Here is a 24,004-nt window from a genome sequence, read left to right as displayed (position 1 = left end):
AATACTTGCTTTGACTGTCATTAGGCGCGAACCTTGCGTGATAAAAACTTGGTTTTCGCTTTTGGCAATACCAAGGCTAGTACCACGAGCAATGCGGTAATCAAGTTCAAATCCTGTGGACCAAAGCCGATGCTACGTAGCGTATCGCTTGATAGTGCGACCTGAATAAACAGTTTGTACAATACCGCGCCGACAACAACGGCAAAGGTAATCAGCCAAATACGCTTGGCAGGAATGATCGTCTCACCGATGATGACCGCTGCTAGACCAATGACAATCGTACCGATACCAATGGAGATGTCTGCGCCACCCTGAGTCTGAACAAACAGCGCACCTGCTAGGGCAATCAAACCGTTGGAAATCGCCATACCGATGATGGTCATCCACGAGGTATTGATACCTTGCGCCTGTGCCATTCTTAGGTTTGAGCCAGTAGCGCGCATCGACAGACCTGTCTCAGTGCTATAGAACCAGTTCAAAAATAACATAGCAGCTGCGACAACGACACCAATAATCAGGCAGCGCATCCAATAACCGTTACCATCAGTCACCAAGGTGCTAAACACTGTGGTTTCACCAAGAAGAGGTAGGTTTGGCGCGCCCATGATACGTAGGTTGACAGAATATAAGGCAACCATGACCAAGATACTGGCAAGCAGTTGCAAGATGCCAAGTTTGACATGTAGCCATGCCGTGACGATACCAGCGACTGAACCTGCTAACATCCCAAAAGCACAGGCCAACCATGGGTTGATACCAGCGATGATAGAAATACCAGCGACTGCGCCACCTAACGGAAAACTACCATCAGCGGTCAAATCAGGGAAGTCGAGCGTACGAAATGAGATAAGCACACCGAGTGCTACTAGGCCATAAATCAGACCACTTTCAAGCGCACCAAAAAAAGCAATTAAAGACATAAGAGATCAGTAAGTCATAACCAAGTGTCTAGCGTATGGTACCAAGATAAGTAAATGGCAATTGCCAAAATCATCTACCTGCTAAACAGCTAAGCGGTGAATTTAACAGATTAAGCAATCTGCGGTTAGGGTAAACCAAAACATATCACGATTAACAGCGATCATAAGCTACCTTGGTTTGAAGCGATGGTTAAAGGCACTGCAATGCAATCAATAGACCTATCCTCTACTTAACAAGTATCAGATAAATTACCAGACAAATACAGCACTATTAAACACGCTTGCAAAAAAGACTCTGTTTAGACAAGAAGCCCAGCCTAATGACTCATAGCTGGGTTTCTTGTTTAATTATTAGCCGTATATTTTAAGGTAGACAACACAGTATTGATTCGTGTCGCTTTCCTATTTATACCTGCTATTTTGAGCCAAATACAAAGGTGCGTTATTCTACCACTTCTTTTGCTTTATCGATAACCGCTTGTGGCAACGTGATGCCTTCTTCTTTAGCGTGTTTTGGACTGACGTATAGATCAAGCGCTTGTGGAGTGTAAACAGGGATAGCACCTGCTTTTTCACCGTTTAAAATACGTACGACAATTTTACCAGTTTCGCGGCCAAGCTCATAGTAGTTCACGCCTAGAGCAGCAACGGCACCGCGCTCAACTGAGCTAGTGTCTGAGGCAATTAGAGGAATCTTACTTTGTTTAGCGATTTGATAAAGTGACTCGTACGCTGATACTACGTTGTTGTCAGTTGAAGTATAGATCATATCGACCTTACCTTCGAGACTACGCGCTGCCATCGCAATGTCGTTACTACGCTGTGCAGGTGCTTCTAATACATTGATACCGAGTGGTGTTAGCTTCTCTTTTAGATTTTTTAAGATAATCGTTGAGTTGACTTCACCTGGGCTATAGACATAACCGACGTTCTTCAATGATGGAATGATTTGACGCATCAAATCAATCTGTGGCTCATACGGTAGGGCATCTGATGCGCCTGTAACGTTGGTGCCAGATCCATCTAGCTTAGGTACCAGTTTTGCGGCTACTGGGTCAGTAACTGCTGAGAATACCAATGGAATGCTGCTAGTAGAAGCGGCAACAGACTGCGCAGATGGTGTTGCAATAGCGACGATAACGTCTGGTGCATCAGCGACAAATTGTTTGGCAATCTGACCAGCAGTAGCAGTGTTTCCTTGCGCGCTTTGGAAATTAACCGTTAGGTTTTCACCGTCCTTGAAGCCTGCTTCGTTTAGCTCGTCGATGACGCCTTTACGTACATCATCAAGCGCTGGATGTTCGACGATAGCGGTAATCGCAACAGTCTTCATAGCCGTTGCTGCATCACCACTAGCGGCAGCATCCGTGGAGCCATCATCTTGTGCTGATTGGTTACAACCAGTCAAGATAGCCGTACATACACCGCCTAATAATAAAGCCTTACCGAAATTAAAACGACCAAAACGATTTTGAGACAACATGGGTCTTACTCCTAAAATAATAGTGTGTCCGTACACTATATAAATAATTGACGAGCTAATAGATAGCTTACTACTTTTTATTTGGTTTCGGCATCAATATCAACATTGATGGCGTTTTTTAGTAACTCTGCTGGCAAGCTGACACCTTGTGTTTTGGCGTGCTTAGGACTGACATATAGGGTCAGATCATTCATGACTTCAGGTTTGATGGTGTTGACCGCTTCGCCATTTAACACGCGATATACCATCTTGCCAGTGGTACGACCAAAGTCATAGTCATTAACACCAAGCGCAGCAGTCGCGCCGCGTTTTACACTGAATTCATCAGACGCGATAATTGGTAACTTTAGCTCATTTGCTGCTTGGGTCATGGCCTCAAAGGCAGAAGCAACATTGTTGTCAAATGAGGTATAGATGATATCTGCGCGTCCTTGCAAACTGCGTGTCGCCATACCGATATCCGTTGGACGATTGGCAGGAATGTCTAATAGTGACAGACCTCTTGCTGGCAAAGCTTGTTTTAGATTTTCACGCAATGACACTGAGTTTGCTTCACCTGGGCTATAGACATAACCGATGGTTTTTAATTCAGGCTTTATTTGCTGTAACAAATCCAACTGCGGCTCTAGCGGCAACTGGCTTGAGAGTCCAGTCAAATTGCTTTGAAAGGGCTTGCCATCGGCTGTGATAAGCTTGGCACCTAGCGGATCTGACACAGCAGTGTAGATAATAGGGATAGTGGTGGTCGCGGCTACCACTGACTGCGCAGAAGGCGTTGAGATTGCTACGATCGCATCAGGGTTGTCTCCTGCAAATTGCTTGGCAATCTGTCCTGCAGTCGCTGTGTTTCCTTGCGCACTTTGAAAGTTAACAGTTAGGTTTTGACCTTCGACATAACCGTTATCAGCCAATTCATCAATAATACCGCGGCGCATATCATCTAATGATGGATGCTCAACGATTTGAGTAATGGCAATAGATTTGGCAGGTTTGTCTGTAGCCGTGCTATTTTCAGCAGTCGCTGCGGTCTCGGTAGAGGAGTTTGAGCAGCCGATTAGTCCAAGTGTGCTAATGGCACTAAGAGCAACGCCATATAGGCTTAAGCGTAGAGTAGAAGCGATAGTCATTATTAGGTTAACTCATAGGTTATATCAATCGCAAAAACCAAGTAGATACGGCCAGACTGACTGAGCCTACTAACTTATATAGTAGTCATTTTGCTCATCTGTTTGGTGTACTTTGGTTTTTTGCCATGATATTGAAGAATGCAGATTAGCCAAGTCAATGCTATGTTGATGCTGAGATAGCAGGCTAACAATTAAATAAAGTAATCGTTCCATCGATTATTATGTTCATATTATGACAGTAATGTAAGTTATCGCAATAAGAAATTAATGTGTAGCGGTCATGGTGATGGATAATAAAAAAATCATCACTTCTTTTTATCTTATTAAGACGCGTGATGCATTGAAGCTCTTATGTAGATCTAATATAACGGATGCCGCTAGGGTACTTTTGTTTGCTCAAACCATATGCAAAAGACTTACATCCTAGCAACGCATCTATTACGTACTCACTTCATAATTAACGTAAGCTAATTTTTATACGAGAAATATGATAATTCTAGAGATAATCCAGTCATTTGGATGACATTGTGCTGAATAGTGGATATGAAATAGACGCTATCATTTATCTAACTTTTTCGAATGACTATTTTTCGAATGACTATTTTGAGGATAATATTATGAATACTGCTAATCTTAAGTTATTAACCATCGCCGGTATCACTGCTACTTCTTTGATTGGATTGCCTGCTATGGCAAAAGATGGTCATGGAAACGGGCACGGTAATGGACATGGTAATAGCAAAGGTAACTCTGCCCATGTTAGTAAAAACTATAAGCATAGCGGCAATGCCCACCCAAGTATTAACGCTTATCGCAATGCCAGCCCGAATGCCTCATTTAAGCGTGATCTTGATAGATACGGTTATAGAGTAGTCGGCAAGATTGATAGAAGGGATTATGACCGCTCTGTCGTTTTAGACCGTTATGATGAGCGTTACGTTCGTATTCGTACCCCAGAGAATAACATTGTGACAGTGATTAATGATACGTTGCAGATTATCGATATCTTGAGTAGATAAGGATTTTGAGCAGATAAATACAAGGCTTGGTTTTTAGTCATTTGCTAAATCAATCATAAAAAAAGATGCCACTTAGGGCATCTTTTTTTATTTTTTCATCTTAAAAATAACAGCTAAGCCAATACGTCACCAACAACACAAGCATCTGGCAAGGTAACGATGGTTAAGCCTGTCTTTGGCTCGCCAGTTGACAATACCATGCCTTCTGATACGCCAAATTTCATCTTACGCGGGGCAAGGTTGGTCACGCAAATGACTTTCTTATTAATCAATTGCTCAGGCTCATAAAACTTGCGAATACCACTGAATACGTTACGTGGTTTGTCTTCGCCAACATCTAGCGTGAACTGTAGTAATTTGTCAGCACCTTCTACATGGTTACACTCTAAGACGTGTGCGACTTTCATCTCGACTTTGGCAAAGTCTTCGATACCAATATAATCAATTTGCTCGGCATCAGTACTAGCAGCTGTTGCAGATGCTTTGTCTTTTGCGGCAGGCTTACTATTGTCAGTCGCAGCAGGAGCGTCTGCTTGAGTTAATGATGCTTTAGAATCTTCTACCATTGCTTCAATATCTTTTTCTTCGATACGTTGCATCAGTGGTTTGAACTTATTGATTTTATGACCTAGTAACCACTCATTACGACTGGAAAAACTTAAATCATCAAGGTTCAAAAACTCTTTAGCATTATTAGTCAGCTCAGGTAATACTGGCGCGAGATAAACCATCAATTGACGGAAAATATTGATAGCGACCGAGCAGACGTCTTGAACTTCTTGCTCAGTACCCTCCAATTTCGCTAGTGACCATGGTTTTTTGGCATCGATATATTCGTTAGCTTTGTCCGCACATTGCATGATTAGGCGCATAGCACGCGAGAATTCACGATTCTCATAAGCAGCAGCAATCTCATCGCCCGTTTTGGTGATGTCTTCTAATAGCTCTGACTCGACGCAAACTTCTGACAGCATACCGTCGTACTTCTTAACCAAGAACCCTGCACTACGACTGGCGATATTGACGACTTTACCAACCAAGTCAGAGTTGACCTTTTGCATAAAGTCTTCTAAATCTAAGTTGATGTCTTCAACTTTGTCAGACAGTTTACTGGCGAAATAATAACGCAGGTATTCAGGATGTAAGTGCTCAGCATACGTTTCGGCCTTAATAAAAGTACCGCGTGACTTACTCATTTTTTCGCCATTGACCATCAAGAAGCCATGGGCAAAGACGCCAGTCGGTGTACGGTATTCGCTACCAGCTAACATCGCTGGCCAAAACAAGGCATGGAAGTAAACGATGTCTTTACCGATGAAGTGATAAACCTCAGTTTTGTGCTCGTTTTCTTGTGCCCAGTAGCGGTCAAAATCAAGCGCTTGCTCTGTCCCTGCACGCTTATCACACAGGTTCTTAAAGCTTGCCATGTAGCCCACTGGCGCATCTAGCCACACATAAAAGTATTTGTCTGGCTCATCGCTTGGGGTGTCTGGAATTTGGAAGCCGAAGTAGGGCGCATCACGTGAGATATCCCAGCTGGCAAGTCCTGCCTCAAACCATTCTTGCAATTTATTGGCTACTGACGTTTGCAAGCGATTGTCACTGCGCGTCCAATCTTTTAGGAACTGCTCAAACTCTGGCAAATCAAAGAAATAATGCTTAGAGGTTTTGAGCACAGGCGTTGCATTAGACAGTGTCGAATGCGGGTCTTTTAGATCCGTTGCATCGTACGTAGTACCACATACTTCACAGTTATCGCCGTACTGGTCTGGTGAATCACACTCTGGACAAGTACCTTTGACAAAGCGATCGGCTAAGAATAATTGCTTTTCAGGATCAAATAACTGCTCAACATCCTTTGTGCTGATATGACCAGCATCATTGAGACGACGATAAATCAACTCAGAGAACTGTTTGTTTTCTTCTGAATGAGTGCTGTGGTAGTTATCAAAGTTGATAAGGAACTTTGAAAAATCCGCTTCATGTGAGGCTTTAACTGAGGCAATTTGTTCCTCTGGCGTTACGCCATTGGCTTCTGCTTTGAGCATGATTGCCGTACCGTGTGCATCATCCGCGCAGACATAGGTGACCTGATGGCCTTGCGCTTTCATCGCACGTACCCAAATGTCAGTCTGAATATATTCTACAAGATGCCCCAAATGGATATAGCCATTGGCGTAGGGCAGCGCACTGGTTACTAGAATCTCACGCACAAAATCACCTATATTTTTATATAAACGGGTTAGTTATCGAACATCCCAAGCGGTTCATCGCTCATCGATGCGACATCGTTAATGCTAAAAACTTCTAAAAATAATAAAAATTCAAAAAGTGTGCCTATGATACCGTAAATCAAATAAATTTGTGATATTCCTTGGTAATTACTTCTCATTTGTCAGGCATTTATTAACCATAAACAATAGCCTTGCATCGTATTTGATAGTTATAGAATAGTTATCAATCAGCCATGAAAAAACCCACCAAGCAGTATGCCGAGTGGGTTTTTTATTTATCCATTATTCGCTCAAATACGAGTAGTTAGTCATAATAAATGGCTAAGCTAGCTTAGAATGAACCGAACATCGTACCTAAGATAATCACAGCGACTACAGCGACCAATGGAATGACCATTGTAACCATCGCTAAGTTCAAATAAGACTGCTTATGGGTCAGACCACAAATCGCTAGTAAGGTGATGACAGCGCCACTGTGCGGAAGCGTATCAAGGCCGCCTGCCGCCATAACGGCTACGCGGTGCATCAACTCAGGGTCAATACCGGCATTGACTGCCATTCTTAGATAATCTTCACCCAATGTCGACAGCGCAATACTCAAACCGCCAGACGATGAACCTGTGATACCAGCAAGCGTAGTCATAGCGACCGCTTCTGAGATCAGAGGGTTGTCAGGGTTTAGGTTTAGGATGCTATCACGAATGATAAGGAAGCCTGCGAGCGAAGCAATAACCGCACCGTAACCCACTTCTGATGCGGTATTAAAAATCGGCAGCATAGAATCATAAGTACCACGGTTAATGGTTTTTTGTAGATTATTCCAATGTCCGATACGCAGCAGAATTAACACCACACAAGCCACGACCAACGAGATAATAATTGACCATAACCCAAGCGAGCCTGCGACATTTAAGTCTGGGAATTGAGTTTGTAGACTGCTGAAATCTATCGATGGGAAAACCATATAGGTCAATATAGCGTTTAAGCCAATGACCAATACAAGTGGAATCATCGCAATGGTAAAAGAAGTATGGTGAGTGTTTAATACCTCAGCTTCTTTTGCCGTTGCGCCAACGCCGCCTACATCTTCTTCGTCATGCTGACCATAACCTTCGCCTGCTGCATTAGCTTTTCTGGCGCGTGACTGAAGCCACATCCAACCACAGACAAACATGATCGTACCACCGATGATACCCAAAATAGGCGCGGCAAATACGTTGGTGTTGTAGTAAGGAATTGGAATAGCGTTTTGGATAGCTGGCGTGCCTGGCAGTGCAGTCATCGTAAACGTAAATGACCCTAGGGCAATCGCTGCTGGAATCAAACGCTTTGGAATATCTGCCGCTCTAAACAAGTCTTTGGCAATTGGATAGATAGCAAAAGCCACAACGAACAACGATACGCCGCCATAGGTCAAAATAGCACAGACCAAAATCACCGCAAGGATGGCTTTGCTAGCACCGAGTTTTTCGACGACCGTATTGGCAATGGCAGTTGCTGCGCCAGAGTCTGCCATTAGGCGGCCAAATAGTGCGCCTAGCAAGAATATCGGGAAGAATTTGAGTAAGAATCCACTTAACGCGCCCATAAAGACATCGGTATAAGCGGGAATGGTGCTTAAGAAGTCACCTGACAGTAAGACTGCTAGTGTCGCCATAATCGGTGCTAGGATCAGCACAGAATAACCGCGATAAGCAAAGAACATGAGTAATAATAGGGTAATGACAATAGCAAGTGTACTAAACATGACGGCCCTCCTTGGCAAAAAAATAAGGCAGCGAGTATGCCGTGCTTGTCGATGTAGGTCAATAAAATTAATCAAAATAAGCCTATTCCGTCTGTTTTATCAAACATAAATCTAGATTTATAGACTTATAGACTGCTAACCATTAATATCTCGACAATTTAACTCCTGCACAGCGTTGACTCACATGCGCTGATAGTTATTTTCTAGTCGCTACGAAAATAATATGTTAAGTTAGCACAAGTGTTTCACGCATGATATAGCGAGATAGAATGTATTGTTATGAATACCAATATAAAATATAATGCTTGCCCTATATCAGATGTGGTGGCAATAACCGCACTCAAATCTGATAAGCGTTCAACAAGGCGCTAATGACAACTCTTAAAACCAAACATCAAATTTACAAGGAATGTGAATATGTTTAGTGCCATCACTAATATGAGCGTGCAGTTAGTCAATCGCTACCTACCATCCCCATTCGTATTTTCGATCGTTTTGACCCTTATCGCGTTTGCTGTAGGACTGGCTACTACTGGCCAAAACATGATTGCTATGGCAGGGCACTGGGGCAACGGACTATGGTCACTGCATAGCTTTGCTATGCAAATGGCGTTGGTTCTAGTGACCGGTTATGCCTTTGCTAGTGCACCATTTATTCAGCGCTTATTGGACAATCTCGCTAGTAGAGTGCACTCTCCTACGACCGCTATTATCGTATCAACCTTGGTTGGTCTGGTTGGTTCATGGATAAACTGGGGGTTTGGTCTTATCATCGGGGCAATCTTTGCGAAGGCACTGGCCAGAAAAGTGGCTAACGTCGACTATCCGCTATTGGTCGCTGCCGCCTATTCAGGCTTTGTAATTTGGCATGGTGGGTTTTCAGGTTCGATACCGCTAACACTTAGCTCGGGCGGTGATACGCTACTGACGTTGTCAGGCAACACTATGACAGAAGCAGTGCCTTTATCGCAAACGGTATTTGCAGGCTACAACATGCTGCTAGTAGGTTTGCTCATCATTATTTTGCCACTCGTCAATCGCTTTATGCATCCTAAAAATCCTACGGTTATTGATCCTAAACTGATCAAAGAAGAGATCTACGTCGCCCCCCAAAGAGATACGCCTGCACAAAAGCTAGATGATAGCCGTATTATCGCTGTTATCTTATTGGCCTTAGCACTGATGTACTATATTAGCGAGTTTGGCAGTAACGGTTTTAACTTAGGGCTAAACATCGTCATTGGGCTATTCTTGTTCATAGGTTTGCTATCGCATGGCACGCTAGAGCGTTATTATCGTGCCGTACACTCAGGAATAGGTGGCATCACAGGTATTGTGCTATTGTTCCCGTTCTATGGCGGCATCATGGGTATCATGACGGGAGCAAATGCAGGTGGCATCTCTATCAGTACGCAAGTGACCGAGTTTTTTGTCAATTCGGCTTCCGCAGACAGTTTTCCAATTTTTGCATTTTTAAGTGCTGGTTTGGTCAACGTCTTTGTACCGTCGGGCGGTGGACAGTTTGCGGTACAGGGCCCTGTTATGATTCCTGCTGGTATTGAGCTAGGTGTTAGTCCAGCCATTACTGCGATGGCGATTGCGTGGGGTGATGCGTGGACCAACATGATTCAGCCGTTTTGGGCTCTACCATTATTAGGTATCGCAGGTTTGGATGCACGCGCTATCATGGGCTACTGTCTGATAGTACTGGCAGTATCGGGTGCCATTATCATGAGTGTGTTTTGGCTATTGGTATAGTCATTCCACTATAAAAATATTACTGCGTTAACCTCGCTTGAAGTATTTAATATACATCTACACTCGGTTGCCTTGTACTATTTTTAAATTGAATCGACTATATGGCGTTATAACGCTTAAAAGAAAAATAAGCATGATGAATTTTCACTGTTAGGTTTTATTAAAAGCAACAATCAAACGGATAATTGAGATACTTAATTCAGCATTAGGTTATGCACGGTTTAAAAATATAAATAACAGTCATAGGAGATAAGCATGAGTCAATCAAAAGTATATAACAGTGCCGAAGAAGCGCTAAAAGGTGTCGTCAGTGACGGGCAAACGCTCGCGATCGGTGGCTTCGGACTATGCGGTATTCCAGAAGCATTAATCGCAGCATTGCGCGATAGCGAAGTTAAAGAGCTAACTTGTATCAGTAACAATGCTGGTGTCGATGACTTCGGTCTCGGTCTGTTACTACAGACACGCCAAATCAAAAAAATGATTTCATCTTATGTGGGCGAAAACAAAGAGTTTGAGCGCCAGTATTTGGCAGGCGAGCTAGAGGTTGAATTGACGCCGCAAGGGACATTGGCTGAAAAATTGCGCTCAGGCGGCGCTGGTATTCCTGCGTTTTATACCGCAACGGGCGTAGGTACATTAGTCGCTGAAGGCAAAGAGACTCGTGATTTTGATGGTCGTACTTATGTGCTAGAGCATTCGTTACGCGCTGATGTCGCTCTAATTAAAGCGCAAAAGGCTGATAAAGCGGGCAACCTAATCTTTAATAAAACCGCTCGTAACTTCAACCCAGACTGCGCGATGGCCGGTAAAACCACGATCGTCGAAGTCGAAGAAATCGTCGAGACAGGTACGTTTGATCCAGATGAAGTGCATCTACCGGGTATTTTTGTTCAGCGTATTGTATTGAATGCTAGCCCTGAAAAACGTATCGAAAAAACCACGACCAAAGCCGTAGAAGGCGCATAAATAAACACGTGGTCGATACTTAATCGTACGTGAAATCAATAGTCAATTTTAGATTGATAACAGTTTAGACAGCCAATTGATTAAATAACTGGCTGTCTAAATGAATAAAAATAGAATATCGCAAAAAATAAGGAAATCAGCATGGCATGGACAAGAGAGCAAATGGCGCAACGCGCTGCAAAAGAGCTACAAGATGGCTACTATGTGAACCTAGGCATCGGTCTCCCAACGTTGGTCGCCAACTACATTCCTGAAGGCGTAGACGTATGGCTACAATCAGAGAATGGCTTGCTAGGTATTGGTGAGTTCCCTACAGCAGAAAACGTCGATGCCGACTTGATTAATGCGGGTAAGCAAACAGTAACCGCAGAGGCAGGAGCCAGTTATTTTAGTAGCTCAGAGTCTTTTTCAATGATTCGTGGTGGTCATGTCAACTTGGCCATATTGGGCGCAATGGAAGTCTCAGAAAAAGGCGACCTTGCTAACTGGATGATTCCCAAAAAGATGGTCAAAGGTATGGGCGGGGCGATGGATTTGGTCGCAGGCGTGCAGCGCGTGATTGTATTGATGGAGCAAGTTAATAAACACGGCGATCCAAAAATCTTGGCAAACTGTGAGCTACCATTGACGGGTAAAGGCGTGGTTGATCGTATCATTACTGAGTTTGCTGTATTAGATGTTACTGATGAAGGCCTCAAACTGGTTGAGTTAGCAGATGGTGTAAGCTTTGACGAACTACAAGAAAAAACACCAGTAAGTATTATTCAGTAAACTTTGTACAGTAAAGTGACTGTCGTAAGATTAATATGTTTTATCCCGCAAATAAATACGCCACTATGATTATAGTGGCGTATTTGTTCAGTTCAATTTCATAAAAACTAATAATATTTTAGACCATGATAAGGAATATGTATGGCGACCCAATTAGAACAAGATTTGACAGGCAAAGTAGCATTGGTCACTGGCTCTGCAAGTGGTATCGGACGTGACATCGCTGAAACTTATGCAAAAGCAGGCGCAGCGGTTGGTATTGCCGATATCAACCTTGAAGCGGCACAAAAAACCGTTGATGCTATTGAAGCTGCTGGTGGACGTGCTCTGGCGATTGCTATGGATGTTACCTCAGAAGAGGCGGTAAACGATGGTGTACAGCAGCTAGTCGATACTTTTGGTAGTATTGATATTTTGGTTTCTAATGCTGGTATTCAGATCATTGACCCTATCGATAAAATGGCGTTTAGCGATTGGAAAAAAATGCTGAACATCCACTTAGATGGCGCTTTTTTGACCACTAAAGCCGCGATTAAGCACATGTATAAAGGTGATAAGGGCGGCACAGTTATTTATATGGGCTCTGCGCACTCACATGAGGCCTCATTATATAAAGCCCCTTACGTGACTGCTAAGCATGGACTACTAGGACTGTGCCGTGTATTGGCCAAAGAAGGTGCAGCGCACAAAGTACGCTCGCATGTGATTTGCCCAGGGTTTGTCAAAACGCCGTTGGTCGAAAAACAAATCCCAGAACAAGCAGCTGAAAAAGGCATTAGTGAAGAGTCGGTTATTAACGATATCATGTTGGTTAATACCGTAGATAAAGAGTTTACGACAGTAGAAGATATTGCCCAATTGGCGCTATTTTTAGCGGCTTTCCCAACCAATGTATTCACTGGACAATCTATCGTGGCCAGTCATGGTTGGTTTATGAATTAATATATATACAATTTGCATATACCACAACGTCAGACCTACTGGCGTTGTGGTTTTTTTATATGTCCAATTCAGCTACACTGTTACAATAGAAGGTTTGGCTAATATACTCATTAACGCTATCAGCTGTAAGATATGCAATGAGACGACTTGAGCGATTTGCCAGATCTACCCACTTGTATAGGCCATAATAGTAGCTATGTTTAACTTTATGAAGAAAAAAACCACAAAAACCGAAACGCCTCAGCAGCAGGCAGAGCGCGATAGTGCCGTCGACAAAGTCCTACTTGGATATGAAATAGGTGCTGTCAGTATTGCCACGATGGTCACAGGACTTGAGCGTGATGGCGAAGCACTTACCTTAGACCTGCGTTTGCCGAAAGACAGCAATCCTGAAGTTATCCAGCAGGAGCTTGGGCAGTTGCTACATCCACATGGTATTACTACGATTCATATGAATGTGCGTCTGCCTGCGCCAGAAAAAGGTTCAGGCTCGAGCTTACCAAAACAGATGCCAAAGACAACCAATGCGATGGAATCCCAGCCTTCATCTGGCGCTAATAACAACGCTAGTAGCACTAACGCTGAGCCACCGATTACGAAAGCTGCACCTACGCAAGCATCGTTGGCAGCGCATCCTCGTATCCGTCATATTATTGTTGTGGCATCAGGTAAGGGCGGTGTTGGCAAATCAACCACCACGGTCAATATCGCCTTAGCACTACAGAAGCTTGGCAATCGTGTTGGTGTGCTAGATGCCGATATCTATGGTCCTAGTATGCCAACGATGTTGGGCGTCGCTGATGTGAAGCCGCAACTGGAAAATGAGCAATTCGTACCGGTCGATGCGCATGGTATGGCAATGCTCTCTATCGGTAGCTTGCTTGATGGAGATAATACCCCTGTTGCATGGCGTGGACCGAAGGCAACGGGTGCATTGATGCAACTTTATAATCAAACCAACTGGCCGCAGCTAGATTATTTAGTGATAGATATGCCGCCAGGTACAGGAGATATACAGCTGACCTTGGCACAGCGCATACCAGTCACGGGCGCTGTTGTTGTCACAACGCCGCAGCATGTTGCACTACTTGATGCTCAAAAAGGCATCGAGATGTTTAACAAAACCAATATCCCTGTGCTTGGTGTCGTTGAAAATATGGCGCTACACACTTGTAGTAACTGTAATCATACTGAAGCTATTTTTGGTACGGGTGGCGGTGAGTTTATCGCTGAGCAATATCAGGTACCACTATTGGGTCAGCTACCACTTGCCAGTGGCATTCGTGCACAAGTTGATAAAGGCGTGCCAAGCGTCTTAGCTGATGATGAGTTTGCACAATATTATCTAGATATTGCCAAAAATATCGAAACCAATATCAATAAATTTGCAAAGCCTGTCGATGATAAGCGGATTTTTTGATGATGGACAAGTCGCCTAAGCTGGCGACTTTTAAAGTGAATGTATTGTCTAAAAAGAGGATATCTTGAACTTATCTACTTATCAAAGCCATTTAGACAATACTCTCAAGCAGTATAGAGTCTTACGATTATTTCGACCGCCGATATACATCATTGAACTCTCAAACAATCAGTTGATTGCCGTTTGCTACTATAAAGATGGTAGTAGCAAACGCTATCAGATTAATGCTGACTTTAGCAATCGCCGAATGGTAATTGCCGATTTTAACAAATTCGCAAAGGCTCTCGCTGAGCTGTTAAAAAAGTTTCCAAGACACTTTTTATGGGTGAGTGCGCTTGCATCAATCAATGTTACAGAAACACTAGCAGATGGATTAACCCATATTGAAGTTAAGGTGATAACTGAAGCGTTTTTTGTGGGTGCTGTACAGGCAAAAAGAAGAATTTCACATAGCACCGTGAGCTATCAAGGACAGATAGTACCTTTAGAAAAATTTGGCTAGGATGCCGATATCATGAATAAAAGCCACGACAAACTGTATACTGCCGCCAACTTAAAACTGGCAAATCTCGAATACCTTATCCAAAATGGTCAGCCTACCTTTGGTGTTTTCTCCCAAGTCAAAAGTATCAATTACTTAGACTATCATAGTCATCTCATTTCACAAAAATCCTTACCTAACTGGCGTAAAGAACTAAAAGCCAACCAATTCTGCTTCATTCAGATACGCCAGCCCCCTTATCGAGTGTGCCTCGCGCTCGCAACGATTAAGCTTGCGACTAGTGCTTTCGTTTACATTTATAATGAGGATACTCAGCAGCTGGAAGTCTGTGAGGCGCTACAGCCTTTGACGCATCATACGCACTTAGACGGTGATGGTTATCAAGGGCAGATGGCATTTACACATACAAAGCTCAGCGTCACCTTGGATTTTAGTCCTGCTCAGATGAATATTGCGCTCGACAGTCAGTATGTTGCAATAACGGCAGCGTTAGCACGAAGCGCACAACCGTTAGCCATATGTACGCCGACTGGTAGGCGTGGCTGGACGTTTACGCAAAAAGAGCCGTTGACCGCACTATCTGGGCATTTACTCATTAAAGCCAACTCAGCATTTAATACTCCTGACGCTCAACCTCAAAAAATAACTTTCACCGATGCTACTATTGCCAATCTAGATTGGACGCTCGGCTATATGCGTCATGAGACCAATTGGTTTTGGAGCTGTATCACTAGCTATTTGTCAGATGGCCGTCACTTTTTGCTCAATCTGTCTATGGGTGTCAATGAGACAGGAGCCAGTGAAAATGCTTGCTGGCTTGATGGGCAGATATTTTATTTACCACCCGTTATGTTTGCTCGTGAGGATTCAAATATTCGATCAAGTCAGCCAGACAGTCTTGAGCCAATTATAGGAAGTGTAGAAAGTGATGCTAGCATATCAAAGCCATGGCGTATCTATCATCAAAATCTAGGGTGGAGCAATGTCGATATTGATTTGAGCTTCACACCGATTACCGTCTATAAAAAGACTGATGATTTTGGTGTGATAGCCAGTATCTTTGAGCAGTGGATAGGGTTTTATAATGGTGAAATTCGAATAAGAGATGAAGTCATTAGGCTTGATAATGTCATGGGGCTCGCAGAAGATCATTTTGCCAAATGGTAGCTTCTAAGATATAACATGGGAGTAAATGAGATTATTGGTTGTATTCAGTTTTAAGTAGCCGCTCCTCTATAAATTTTGCTGTCAATTCCGTATAATCGTCGCTATCAAAATACTGTTATCATAACCGCTATTAAATATTTGCTAAGGAACAACAATGTCTATCAAGTCTGACCGCTGGATTCGTAAAATGGCCGAAGAGCATGGCATGATTGAACCATTTGAGGCGGGTCAAGTGCGCTTCAACGATGCAGGCGAGCGTTTGGTGAGCTACGGCACCTCAAGCTATGGTTATGACGTGCGCTGTGCCCCTGAGTTTAAAGTATTCACCAACGTACACTCAGTCGTCGTTGATCCCAAAAACTTCGATGATAAAAGCTTTATCGATATCGTTGGTGATGAGTGCATCATTCCACCTAACTCGTTTGCTTTAGCACGTACTATGGAGTACTTCCGTATTCCACGTGATGTATTGACTATTTGCCTAGGTAAGTCAACTTACGCGCGCTGCGGTATTATTGTCAACGTAACGCCGCTTGAGCCTGAGTGGGAAGGGCACGTCACTTTAGAGTTTAGTAATACGACTAATTTACCAGCCCGTATCTATGCTGGTGAAGGCGTTGCGCAAATGTTGTTTTTCCAAAGTGATGCTGATGATGTCTGTGAGACCAGTTATAAAGATCGCGGTGGTAAATACCAAGGTCAACGCGGTGTGACACTGCCAAGAACCTAATCAGTAGGCGTCCGTTTAAAAGCTTATCAATTATAGAAAGTTAATAAGCCTTTAAATAGTTAATAAAAAAGCTAGTCATATTAAATATGGCTAGCTTTTTTATTGTGTTAAAGAGAACTGGTCTAAGGTTCTATTTATTTCAAGACTTTCTACTTTAAAACCTTTAAACCCGCTTTATTATCGCGCTTTGGCTTAGGCGCTTTAGCAGGGCTATTGTTAGACGTTGGCGCTGAGTCGTCTTCTGGCTGATAGTTATCATATTCTTTTGGATCAAAGAACATCCCTTGCGAGTTCTCTTTAGCGTAGATACCCATCACCGCAGTAAGTGGCACCCAGATTTCTTGTGATACGCCGCCGAAGCGCGCGCTAAAGTGAATATAATCATTTTCCATACTCATGTTGCCCGTAGCACGGCTGGCGATATTTAATACGATACGACCGTCTTGCACATGCTCGGTTGGTATTTGCACATTGTCAGCAGTGGCATCAACCATCAAGTATGGCGTCAGAGCGTTGTCTTCTATCCATTGATATAGTGCGCGTACCATATAAGGACGGGTAGGTGTAATAGAGGTGGTTTCGCTCATCTAATGATTTCCTATACTAATAATTTTTAATAATTGAAAAATATCTCGTTTAGCAATTTATCACATGACAAATGCCAATTAACGTCTATCTTATTTATACTTTATTTTAGGACAGCTTTTGATACTTGTCTAATCAACGCACGCTTTTTTGGAAGCTACTGCGCTCAAACACTCTCATTTGGTATTCAAACAATGGACGGCTGATTGCACGTGGCAGCTCAATCCCCATCTCATCTAATCGCCATAATAGGGGTGCTAATAACACGTCACACCAACCGAACTCATCAGCCATAAAATAAGGCTTATGAGCAAACAGCGGTGACAGAGTAATTAACGAATCACTGAGCTGTTTTTTGGCAACGGCGGCTTGTGCTTTATTAAAGCTATCTGGATGTGTCAACAAGCGTTTACCAAGTACTAACCAATCACGCTGAATGCGCCAAGCCAGTTGGCGAAACTGTGCACGCTCTTGCGGTGTCTCAGGGAGCAATTTATTGGTGTGATAACGCTCTTCAAGATATTCAAAAATAACGTTAATCTCATAAATCGCAATCTCACGCTGCTGTAATACAGGCAAGGTATGATAGGGGTTTAGCTCAGTCAAATCTTCAGGGCGCTCAGAATGTAAGCGAGACAAATAGTAAGCGAGCTTTTTTTCTTCAAGTAATAGGCGTACCACATGACTGTCGTAGCCGTCATCAGCATACAAAATTAGCTGACTACTTGGAATGTCATTCGCATCAATCATGAAAGCCTAATGTTAATAGTGAAGGTTGTCATCGTAAACAAACTCGCAACGTTTATCAAGGTAGTGTACGTAAACATTAGCGCTGAGCGACTTATTTTCCGGCTTATCTAGTATTTACACTTTATATCAAGGCACAAAAAAGCACTACCGAAGTAGTGCCTTTTTTATTTCTAAAAACTATCTGCTGACGATGACTTATTTGACATCTTTCCAGAATTCTTTATTCAATAAGTAAACTGGGATGAGCAGTACTAATAAGAATAGAATTACAAAGAAACCAATTACTTGACGGTCGTGACGAGCAGGTTCACCCATCCACGCCATAAAGTTAACCAAGTCACCAACCTCAGATTCAAACTCTTCTTGGCTCAGCTCTTCTTGCATATTATGCAATACGTGAGGCATCGCTGCATTGGCCAGTACTAAGTTGTTCGCACCCCAAGGACGGCTTGGATCTTCATAGAACGACAGTAGGTAAGTATATACCCAGTCATCGCCACGCAGACGTGTCTCAAGTGATAAATCAGGAGGCGCTGCGCCAAACCAAGACGCTTGAATCTCAGGATCGATTTCAGCAGTAATGTGGTCACCGATTTGATCGGTAGTAACCATCAAATACTTTTCAACCAACTCAGGCGGTATCTCTAAATCTTTGGCAATGCGTGAGTGACGAACATACTTGGCTGAGTGGCACCCAGCACAGTAGTTCATAAAGATTTTTGCACCGTTTTGTAGCGAGCCCTTATTGGTAAAATCAATAGGAGCAGTACTACAAGCCAAATGCTCTTCAACACCTTCAGCATTAGTAAATGTGCCACATCCGTGACCACCAGCTGCCATTGCCGTACCAGCAGTCAACGTCAATGCCGCGCCTAAGCCTAGACCAGCTAGGGATTTAATTAGCGTGCTCATTAGTGACCTCCGGTAACGCGTTCTGGTGGCTGTTTACACTTCTCAATGGCAGTGTAGAACGGCATCAGTAAGAAGAACAAGAAATATAGAATCGTGAATACACGAGCCATGATAGTTGCCGTTGGGGTAGCAGGTGTTGCACCCAAGTAGCCCAATACAACAAAGCTAATAGCAAATACAGTAAGCGCGATTTTAGACAAGATACCTTTATAACGCATAGAGCGTACAGGCGATCTATCAAGCCATGGAATCAAGAACAATACGGCAATTGCAGCACCCATTGCGATAACACCACCAAGCTTATCAGGAACCGCACGCAAGATAGCGTAGAAAGGCGTGTAGTACCATACTGGTGCAATATGCGCTGGTGTTTTCAGTGAGTTCGCTGTCTCAAAGTTTGGTGGCTCAAGGAAGAAACCGCCGCCTTCTGGGAAGAAGAATACCACTGCAAAGAAACAGATAAAGAATACTACGATACCAACCATGTCATGCACGGTGTAGTACGGATGGAATTCGATACCGTCTAATGGCACACCATTTTTATCTTTTAGCTTTTTGATGTCGATACCATCAGGGTTGTTCGAACCCACATGGTGCAACGCCACAATATGCATAAATACTAGGCCCACGAGTACTAATGGAATAGCAACAACGTGTAGAGCGAAGAAACGGTTTAGGGTAATACCAGAGATGATATAGTCACCACGTACCCATTCAGCAAGCCCATCACCAATCACTGGTAACGCCGCAGGTAAGTTCAAGATAACCTGAGCACCCCAGAATGACATGTTGCCCCAAGGTAGTAGGTATCCAAAGAAACCTTCTGCCATAAGTGCTAGGTAGATACCCATACCGATGAGCCAAATAAGCTCACGAGGTTTTTGGTATGAACCGTATAGCAAGGCTCTAAACATATGCAGATATACAACGACGAAAAACGCAGATGCGCCGGTTGAGTGCATATAGCGAATGAGCCAACCACCTTTTACGTCACGCATGATGTATTCAACAGACGCAAATGCCCCTTCGGCACTTGGGTTGTACATCATCGTAAGCCATATACCAGTCACCAATTGGTTGACCAATACAATCATTGATAGCACGCCAAAGAAGTACCAAAAGTTAAAGTTCTTTGGTGCGTAGTACTTTGACATATGGTATTCATAGGTTTCGGTCGCTGGAAAACGCGCGTCCACCCAATGCATTAACTTTTTACCCATACTCATATTAAGCCTCCCCAACCGTCAAGATGGTACCATCCATACCATATTCTGGAACGGGTAAATTAAGTGGTGCAGGGACGCCGCTATACACGCGACCTGCTAAGTCATATTTTGACCCGTGACACGGACAGAAAAATCCGCCGTACCAATCATTACCACCTAAATCCACCGCGCCCACATCAGGACGGTAGTTTGGTGCACAGCCCAAATGTGTGCAAACGCCTTCGACAACCAATACGGTTGGATCTAAAGAGCGAGTAGGATTTTTGCAATATTCAGGTTGTAGAGACGCATCAGACTCAGGGTCAGATAATAGAGGTTTGACTGACTCTAGTCCTGCAACCATGTCTTCGGTGCGCTTAACCACATAAATAGGTTTACCACGGTATTTGACGACGATCATTTGTCCATCTTCGATAGAACCAATATCTTGGGTCACTGCAGCCCCTGCAGCCTCAGCTTTAGCGCTTGGGTACCAAGAACGGACAAAAGGTGTCGCCACGGCAGCTACCCCAGCTGCACCAATCGCGGCAGTTGAGGCAATAAGAACTCTACGGCGTTGTACATTAACGCCTTCGGCTTGGCTCATTAATACTTCCTCCAGGTGAATGAAATGGGATTATCCCACACTGGGTTTGTGGCTTAGAAAATATACAATATCAAGCCACTTTAGCTGTGCCTAATTTTGCTAATTGTTGCTATTCTAAGCTATTTCGGTGATAAAATAAATTATTGCGTTAAAAATAAAGCAACCTCAATAGGACATATTAGAAGGTTGAATATGACAATCAAACCAAAACAGTTGGATTATCAACGTTTAACGCTAACTTTGCTTTAACAAGGATTATGATGTGATGACCTTATAAATAATAAGGATTTTCAGCAATAGCGAATGATACTTGAAATTAAGGTAATGTTCACTAACTTTCACCATCTAACTACTTTGTAAGTTGCTGTAAAACAAATATCACCACTCTATATAATAAAGTGGTGATGTCTTCATAATAATTAATAAGGTTTTGTCAGGCTATCAGAAACTTGTTTATCGAAATACGCAATGCAAAGTACACATGCGATATTCCAATAAACTCAGCTAGAGAGTTGCCAATACTAGCCTTCAAGCTCACTCCAACGTTCAAGCTTGTGCATCATCTCATCTTCGATGGTTAAAAGACGTTCACTAGCAGCTGTCGCCGCATCAAAGTCAGTATTGAACCAAGAGCCATCGGCCAGCTTTTCTTGCAATTGAGCTTGTTCGGCTTCGAGTGCAGCGATTTCTTTTGGCAAGTTATCTAGTTCACGTTGATCATTATAATTTAGCTTTTTGGCTGCCTTATTTGGTTTCGCTGCTGCGCCAGACTTGTTTGCCGCTTTATTACTAGCTGCATTGTTGGCAGGTGCTTTGGCAGCACGGGATGCTTCTTCACGGTTCTTTTGTACGAGGTACTCTTGATAACCACCTACATACTCATTAACCACTCCTTTGCCATCTTCATCTTCGCCAAACACCCACGTAGAGGTGACGACGTTGTCCATGAATGAGCGATCATGACTGATTAGCAAAATCGTACCACCAAAGCTGGCGACTGATTCTTCTAATAGCTCAAGTGTTGCCATATCCAAATCGTTGGTCGGCTCATCGAGTACCAAAATATTGGCAGGCTTCAATAACTGTTTGGCCAGTAGTACTCGGTTACGCTCACCACCAGACAATGCTTTCACTGGTGTACGTGCACGCTCTGGGGCAAATAAGAAATCTTGCAAGTAGCTCATGATATGCGTCTTACGGCCGCCAACTTCTACAAAGTCAGAACCTTCCGAAACGTTTTGCGCAACGCTTGCTTCAAGATCCAATTGATCACGCAGCTGATCAAAAAAGGCGATTTTCAGATTAGTACCTAATTCGACACTACCAGACTTGGTCACTTCATCATCAGACATATCGAGTAGGGCTTTAATAAGTGTAGTTTTGCCAGCACCGTTAGGGCCGACAATACCAATCTTATCGCCACGCATAATAGTGGTCGTAAAATCATCTACTAGTACGTTACCGTCATATTCAAGATGTAAGTTTTTAACTTTACAGACAAGCTTACCGCTTTTCTCGCCTTGACCCATGGTGATATTGACATTACCGACTTGCTCACGGCGATCGCTACGCTCTTCACGTAAGGCTTTTAATTCACGGACACGGCCTTCGTTACGGGTACGACGTGCTTTGATACCTTGGCGAATCCAAACTTCTTCTTGTGCCAGTTTTTTATCAAAGTTGGCATTGTTCTTTTCTTCAGCCTGTAACTGTAGTTCTTTTAGCTCTTGATAGCGCGCGTAACCACCTTCACCTTGTGTCACGTCATAGCTGGTCAATTGGCCACGGTCAAGCTCAATAATGCGAGTCGAAAGTTTATTGACGAATGCTCTATCATGAGTCACGAACAACAACGTCAAACCTTGCCAATCCAGCAAAAAGCGCTCTAACCATTCGATACTTTCGACATCCAAATGGTTGGTTGGCTCATCTAGTAGTAGTACATCAGGCTTGGTAACTAGCGCACGAGCAAGCAACACGCGGCGTTTACGACCACCAGATAGTGATGATAAGTCATCTTCTGGATTAAGACCCATGGTCGTAATCAGACGCATGGCATCGCGTTCTAAGTCCCAGCCATGTACCGCATCGATATCATGTTGTAGGGTCGCCATATGCTCACAGGCATCCATATCGCCATTCGCACACATATCGACTTGCTTATTATAGTTAATGAGCAAATCAGCCGTACGACGACTACCGCCCATAACGATGTCTAATATGCGACCGCTGGTCTCAGGAACGTCTTGCTCTAGCATCGCTACACGCATGCTACTGTTGGTAATAATCTCGCCACTGTCAGGCTGCAATGAGCCATTGATCAGTTTAAACAAAGTGGATTTACCTTCGCCGTTGCGGCCAATCAAGCACACACGCTCGCCTGTATTGATAGAAAAATCAATACCATCAAGAACAGGCGCGACGCCAAAGGCTAAGTGAATGTCTTTTAAATGAATCAGTGCCATAGAGTATCTTAAGCTTATATAATAGTGAGGTAGGGGTTGTTGCAAAATTGCCTGCAGTATAACATGCCACCGCATCACTGTAGTGCGAGTAAATAGTTTTATTAGTACTATTTATTGCTTTTACTAACTGCTGCTATTCCATGAATATGTTCGTATATTTATCGCTAATCTACAGCACCCCTTAAACCCCTTAACAATTCATTCTTTCAATTTAATACTTACTATAATTTAGAGAAAAATATGAACCAACCTAAAATTACATATGATACTTCTGATATTCAAAATGATTTGCAAGCCCAAGTAGTCGATTTGCAAATGAGCCTCGCGCATCTCGAAGTAACTGTCGAACGACTGGATGACGTAATCACGCGACAAGACAGAGATATTCATACGCTGCAACGTCAACTACAGCTGATTTATAAACAGATTGAGGGTCAGGATACAGAAAGTGGCATTGCACCATTCGATGTAATGGCAGACAGACCACCACATTATTAATAAGTAGAAATTAGACAGAAAAGCCTCTAATAACGGAAAATATATACGTATTTTCATATATAGATACTGTCTGATGACTATGTGGTCATAACATAGAAATAATGTGTTTTTGTAGTTGTTTTAGTGTTAAAAAATCTTTACTATCTTCCACCTCGGATACTGATTGCCTATTAAAACTAGGTAAAACAGTAAA

General features: G+C 43.2%; 21 protein-coding genes. 10 read left to right on the top strand and 11 right to left on the bottom strand.

Going from position 1 to position 24,004, the window contains the following annotated elements:
• Nucleotides 1-20: 20 nt before the first annotated feature.
• From ACQKC9_RS04900 to ACQKC9_RS04890, 3 genes are all read right to left on the bottom strand, one after another.
• On the bottom strand, nucleotides 21-920 hold the full coding sequence (locus ACQKC9_RS04900) for an ABC transporter permease (protein WP_101204314.1): 900 nt from the start codon (nucleotides 918-920) through the stop codon (nucleotides 21-23).
• A gap of 442 nt (nucleotides 921-1,362) precedes the next feature.
• Nucleotides 1,363-2,403, bottom strand: coding sequence for an ABC transporter substrate-binding protein (locus ACQKC9_RS04895; RefSeq protein WP_160020900.1), 1,041 nt, complete (start codon nucleotides 2,401-2,403; stop codon nucleotides 1,363-1,365).
• Nucleotides 2,404-2,480: 77 nt separating this feature from the next.
• Entirely contained in the window at nucleotides 2,481-3,530 is a 1,050-nt protein-coding gene (locus ACQKC9_RS04890; protein ID WP_427620728.1) for an ABC transporter substrate-binding protein, read from the bottom strand.
• Between the two features lie 617 nt (nucleotides 3,531-4,147).
• On the opposite strand from ACQKC9_RS04890, the gene ACQKC9_RS04885 reads away from it, so the two are divergent.
• On the top strand, nucleotides 4,148-4,549 hold the full coding sequence (locus ACQKC9_RS04885) for a hypothetical protein (RefSeq protein WP_427620726.1): 402 nt from the start codon (nucleotides 4,148-4,150) through the stop codon (nucleotides 4,547-4,549).
• 113 nt (nucleotides 4,550-4,662) lie between these two features.
• Here ACQKC9_RS04885 and metG read toward each other — a convergent pair whose 3' ends face one another.
• Complete coding sequence (gene metG, locus ACQKC9_RS04880) at nucleotides 4,663-6,762, bottom strand: methionine--tRNA ligase (protein WP_427620725.1); 2,100 nt, start codon at nucleotides 6,760-6,762, stop codon at nucleotides 4,663-4,665.
• A gap of 352 nt (nucleotides 6,763-7,114) precedes the next feature.
• Nucleotides 7,115-8,530 carry a GntP family permease gene (locus tag ACQKC9_RS04875; RefSeq protein ID WP_427620724.1) on the bottom strand — a complete coding sequence of 472 codons (1,416 nt, stop codon included), beginning with the start codon at nucleotides 8,528-8,530 and terminating at the stop codon, nucleotides 7,115-7,117.
• A gap of 417 nt (nucleotides 8,531-8,947) precedes the next feature.
• Between ACQKC9_RS04875 and ACQKC9_RS04870 the strand changes: the two genes are divergently transcribed.
• The 8 genes from ACQKC9_RS04870 to dcd all read left to right on the top strand — a co-directional run bounded on the left by ACQKC9_RS04870 (nucleotide 8,948) and on the right by dcd (nucleotide 16,789).
• Nucleotides 8,948-10,288, top strand: a complete 1,341-nt coding sequence (locus ACQKC9_RS04870) for a short-chain fatty acid transporter (RefSeq protein WP_427620722.1) — start codon at nucleotides 8,948-8,950, stop codon at nucleotides 10,286-10,288.
• A 255-nt stretch (nucleotides 10,289-10,543) separates the two neighbouring features.
• Nucleotides 10,544-11,257, top strand: coding sequence for a CoA transferase subunit A (locus tag ACQKC9_RS04865; RefSeq protein WP_427620721.1), 714 nt, complete (start codon nucleotides 10,544-10,546; stop codon nucleotides 11,255-11,257).
• Between the two features lie 141 nt (nucleotides 11,258-11,398).
• Nucleotides 11,399-12,028, top strand: a complete 630-nt coding sequence (locus ACQKC9_RS04860; protein WP_427620720.1) for a 3-oxoacid CoA-transferase subunit B — start codon at nucleotides 11,399-11,401, stop codon at nucleotides 12,026-12,028.
• A 141-nt stretch (nucleotides 12,029-12,169) separates the two neighbouring features.
• Entirely contained in the window at nucleotides 12,170-12,970 is an 801-nt protein-coding gene (locus tag ACQKC9_RS04855) for a 3-hydroxybutyrate dehydrogenase (protein WP_427610978.1), read from the top strand.
• A 196-nt stretch (nucleotides 12,971-13,166) separates the two neighbouring features.
• Nucleotides 13,167-14,390 (top strand): iron-sulfur cluster carrier protein ApbC, encoded by a 1,224-nt coding sequence (apbC, locus tag ACQKC9_RS04850; protein ID WP_427620718.1) that lies wholly within the window; start codon nucleotides 13,167-13,169, stop codon nucleotides 14,388-14,390.
• 64 nt (nucleotides 14,391-14,454) lie between these two features.
• Nucleotides 14,455-14,892 (top strand): hypothetical protein, encoded by a 438-nt coding sequence (locus ACQKC9_RS04845; protein ID WP_427620717.1) that lies wholly within the window; start codon nucleotides 14,455-14,457, stop codon nucleotides 14,890-14,892.
• Between the two features lie 12 nt (nucleotides 14,893-14,904).
• Nucleotides 14,905-16,059 (top strand): DUF2804 domain-containing protein, encoded by a 1,155-nt coding sequence (locus tag ACQKC9_RS04840; RefSeq protein WP_427620716.1) that lies wholly within the window; start codon nucleotides 14,905-14,907, stop codon nucleotides 16,057-16,059.
• Between the two features lie 154 nt (nucleotides 16,060-16,213).
• Nucleotides 16,214-16,789 (top strand): dCTP deaminase, encoded by a 576-nt coding sequence (gene dcd, locus ACQKC9_RS04835; RefSeq protein WP_057759295.1) that lies wholly within the window; start codon nucleotides 16,214-16,216, stop codon nucleotides 16,787-16,789.
• A 149-nt stretch (nucleotides 16,790-16,938) separates the two neighbouring features.
• On the opposite strand, the gene ACQKC9_RS04830 is transcribed toward dcd, so the two are convergent.
• From ACQKC9_RS04830 to ACQKC9_RS04805, 6 genes are all read right to left on the bottom strand, one after another.
• Nucleotides 16,939-17,376, bottom strand: coding sequence for a ClpXP protease specificity-enhancing factor (locus tag ACQKC9_RS04830; protein ID WP_427620715.1), 438 nt, complete (start codon nucleotides 17,374-17,376; stop codon nucleotides 16,939-16,941).
• Nucleotides 17,377-17,509: 133 nt separating this feature from the next.
• Nucleotides 17,510-18,124: a glutathione S-transferase N-terminal domain-containing protein gene (locus tag ACQKC9_RS04825; RefSeq protein WP_427620713.1), complete on the bottom strand. Its 615-nt coding sequence runs from the start codon at nucleotides 18,122-18,124 to the stop codon at nucleotides 17,510-17,512.
• A gap of 195 nt (nucleotides 18,125-18,319) precedes the next feature.
• Nucleotides 18,320-19,036, bottom strand: a complete 717-nt coding sequence (locus ACQKC9_RS04820; protein ID WP_298807958.1) for a cytochrome c1 — start codon at nucleotides 19,034-19,036, stop codon at nucleotides 18,320-18,322.
• On the bottom strand, nucleotides 19,036-20,241 hold the full coding sequence (locus ACQKC9_RS04815) for a cytochrome b (protein ID WP_178379291.1): 1,206 nt from the start codon (nucleotides 20,239-20,241) through the stop codon (nucleotides 19,036-19,038). The genes ACQKC9_RS04820 and ACQKC9_RS04815 overlap by 1 nt, the downstream gene beginning before the upstream one ends.
• A gap of 22 nt (nucleotides 20,242-20,263) precedes the next feature.
• The gene (gene petA / locus ACQKC9_RS04810; RefSeq protein WP_057759305.1) at nucleotides 20,264-20,848 is read right to left on the bottom strand and encodes a ubiquinol-cytochrome c reductase iron-sulfur subunit; all 585 of its coding nucleotides are present in this window, start codon (nucleotides 20,846-20,848) and stop codon (nucleotides 20,264-20,266) included.
• Between the two features lie 521 nt (nucleotides 20,849-21,369).
• Nucleotides 21,370-23,313: an ATP-binding cassette domain-containing protein gene (locus tag ACQKC9_RS04805; RefSeq protein WP_427620712.1), complete on the bottom strand. Its 1,944-nt coding sequence runs from the start codon at nucleotides 23,311-23,313 to the stop codon at nucleotides 21,370-21,372.
• 240 nt (nucleotides 23,314-23,553) lie between these two features.
• Here ACQKC9_RS04805 and ACQKC9_RS04800 point away from each other — a divergent pair, with 240 nt between their 5' ends.
• Nucleotides 23,554-23,811, top strand: a complete 258-nt coding sequence (locus ACQKC9_RS04800) for a SlyX family protein (RefSeq protein ID WP_427620711.1) — start codon at nucleotides 23,554-23,556, stop codon at nucleotides 23,809-23,811.
• Nucleotides 23,812-24,004: the final 193 nt, after the last annotated feature.

The sequence above is a fragment of the Psychrobacter sp. NPDC078409 genome, assembly GCF_050268505.1.
Taxonomy (GTDB): domain Bacteria; phylum Pseudomonadota; class Gammaproteobacteria; order Pseudomonadales; family Moraxellaceae; genus Psychrobacter.
The sequence above is the reverse complement of the archived record's forward strand: the minus strand, read 5'-3'. Positions and strand labels throughout refer to the sequence as shown.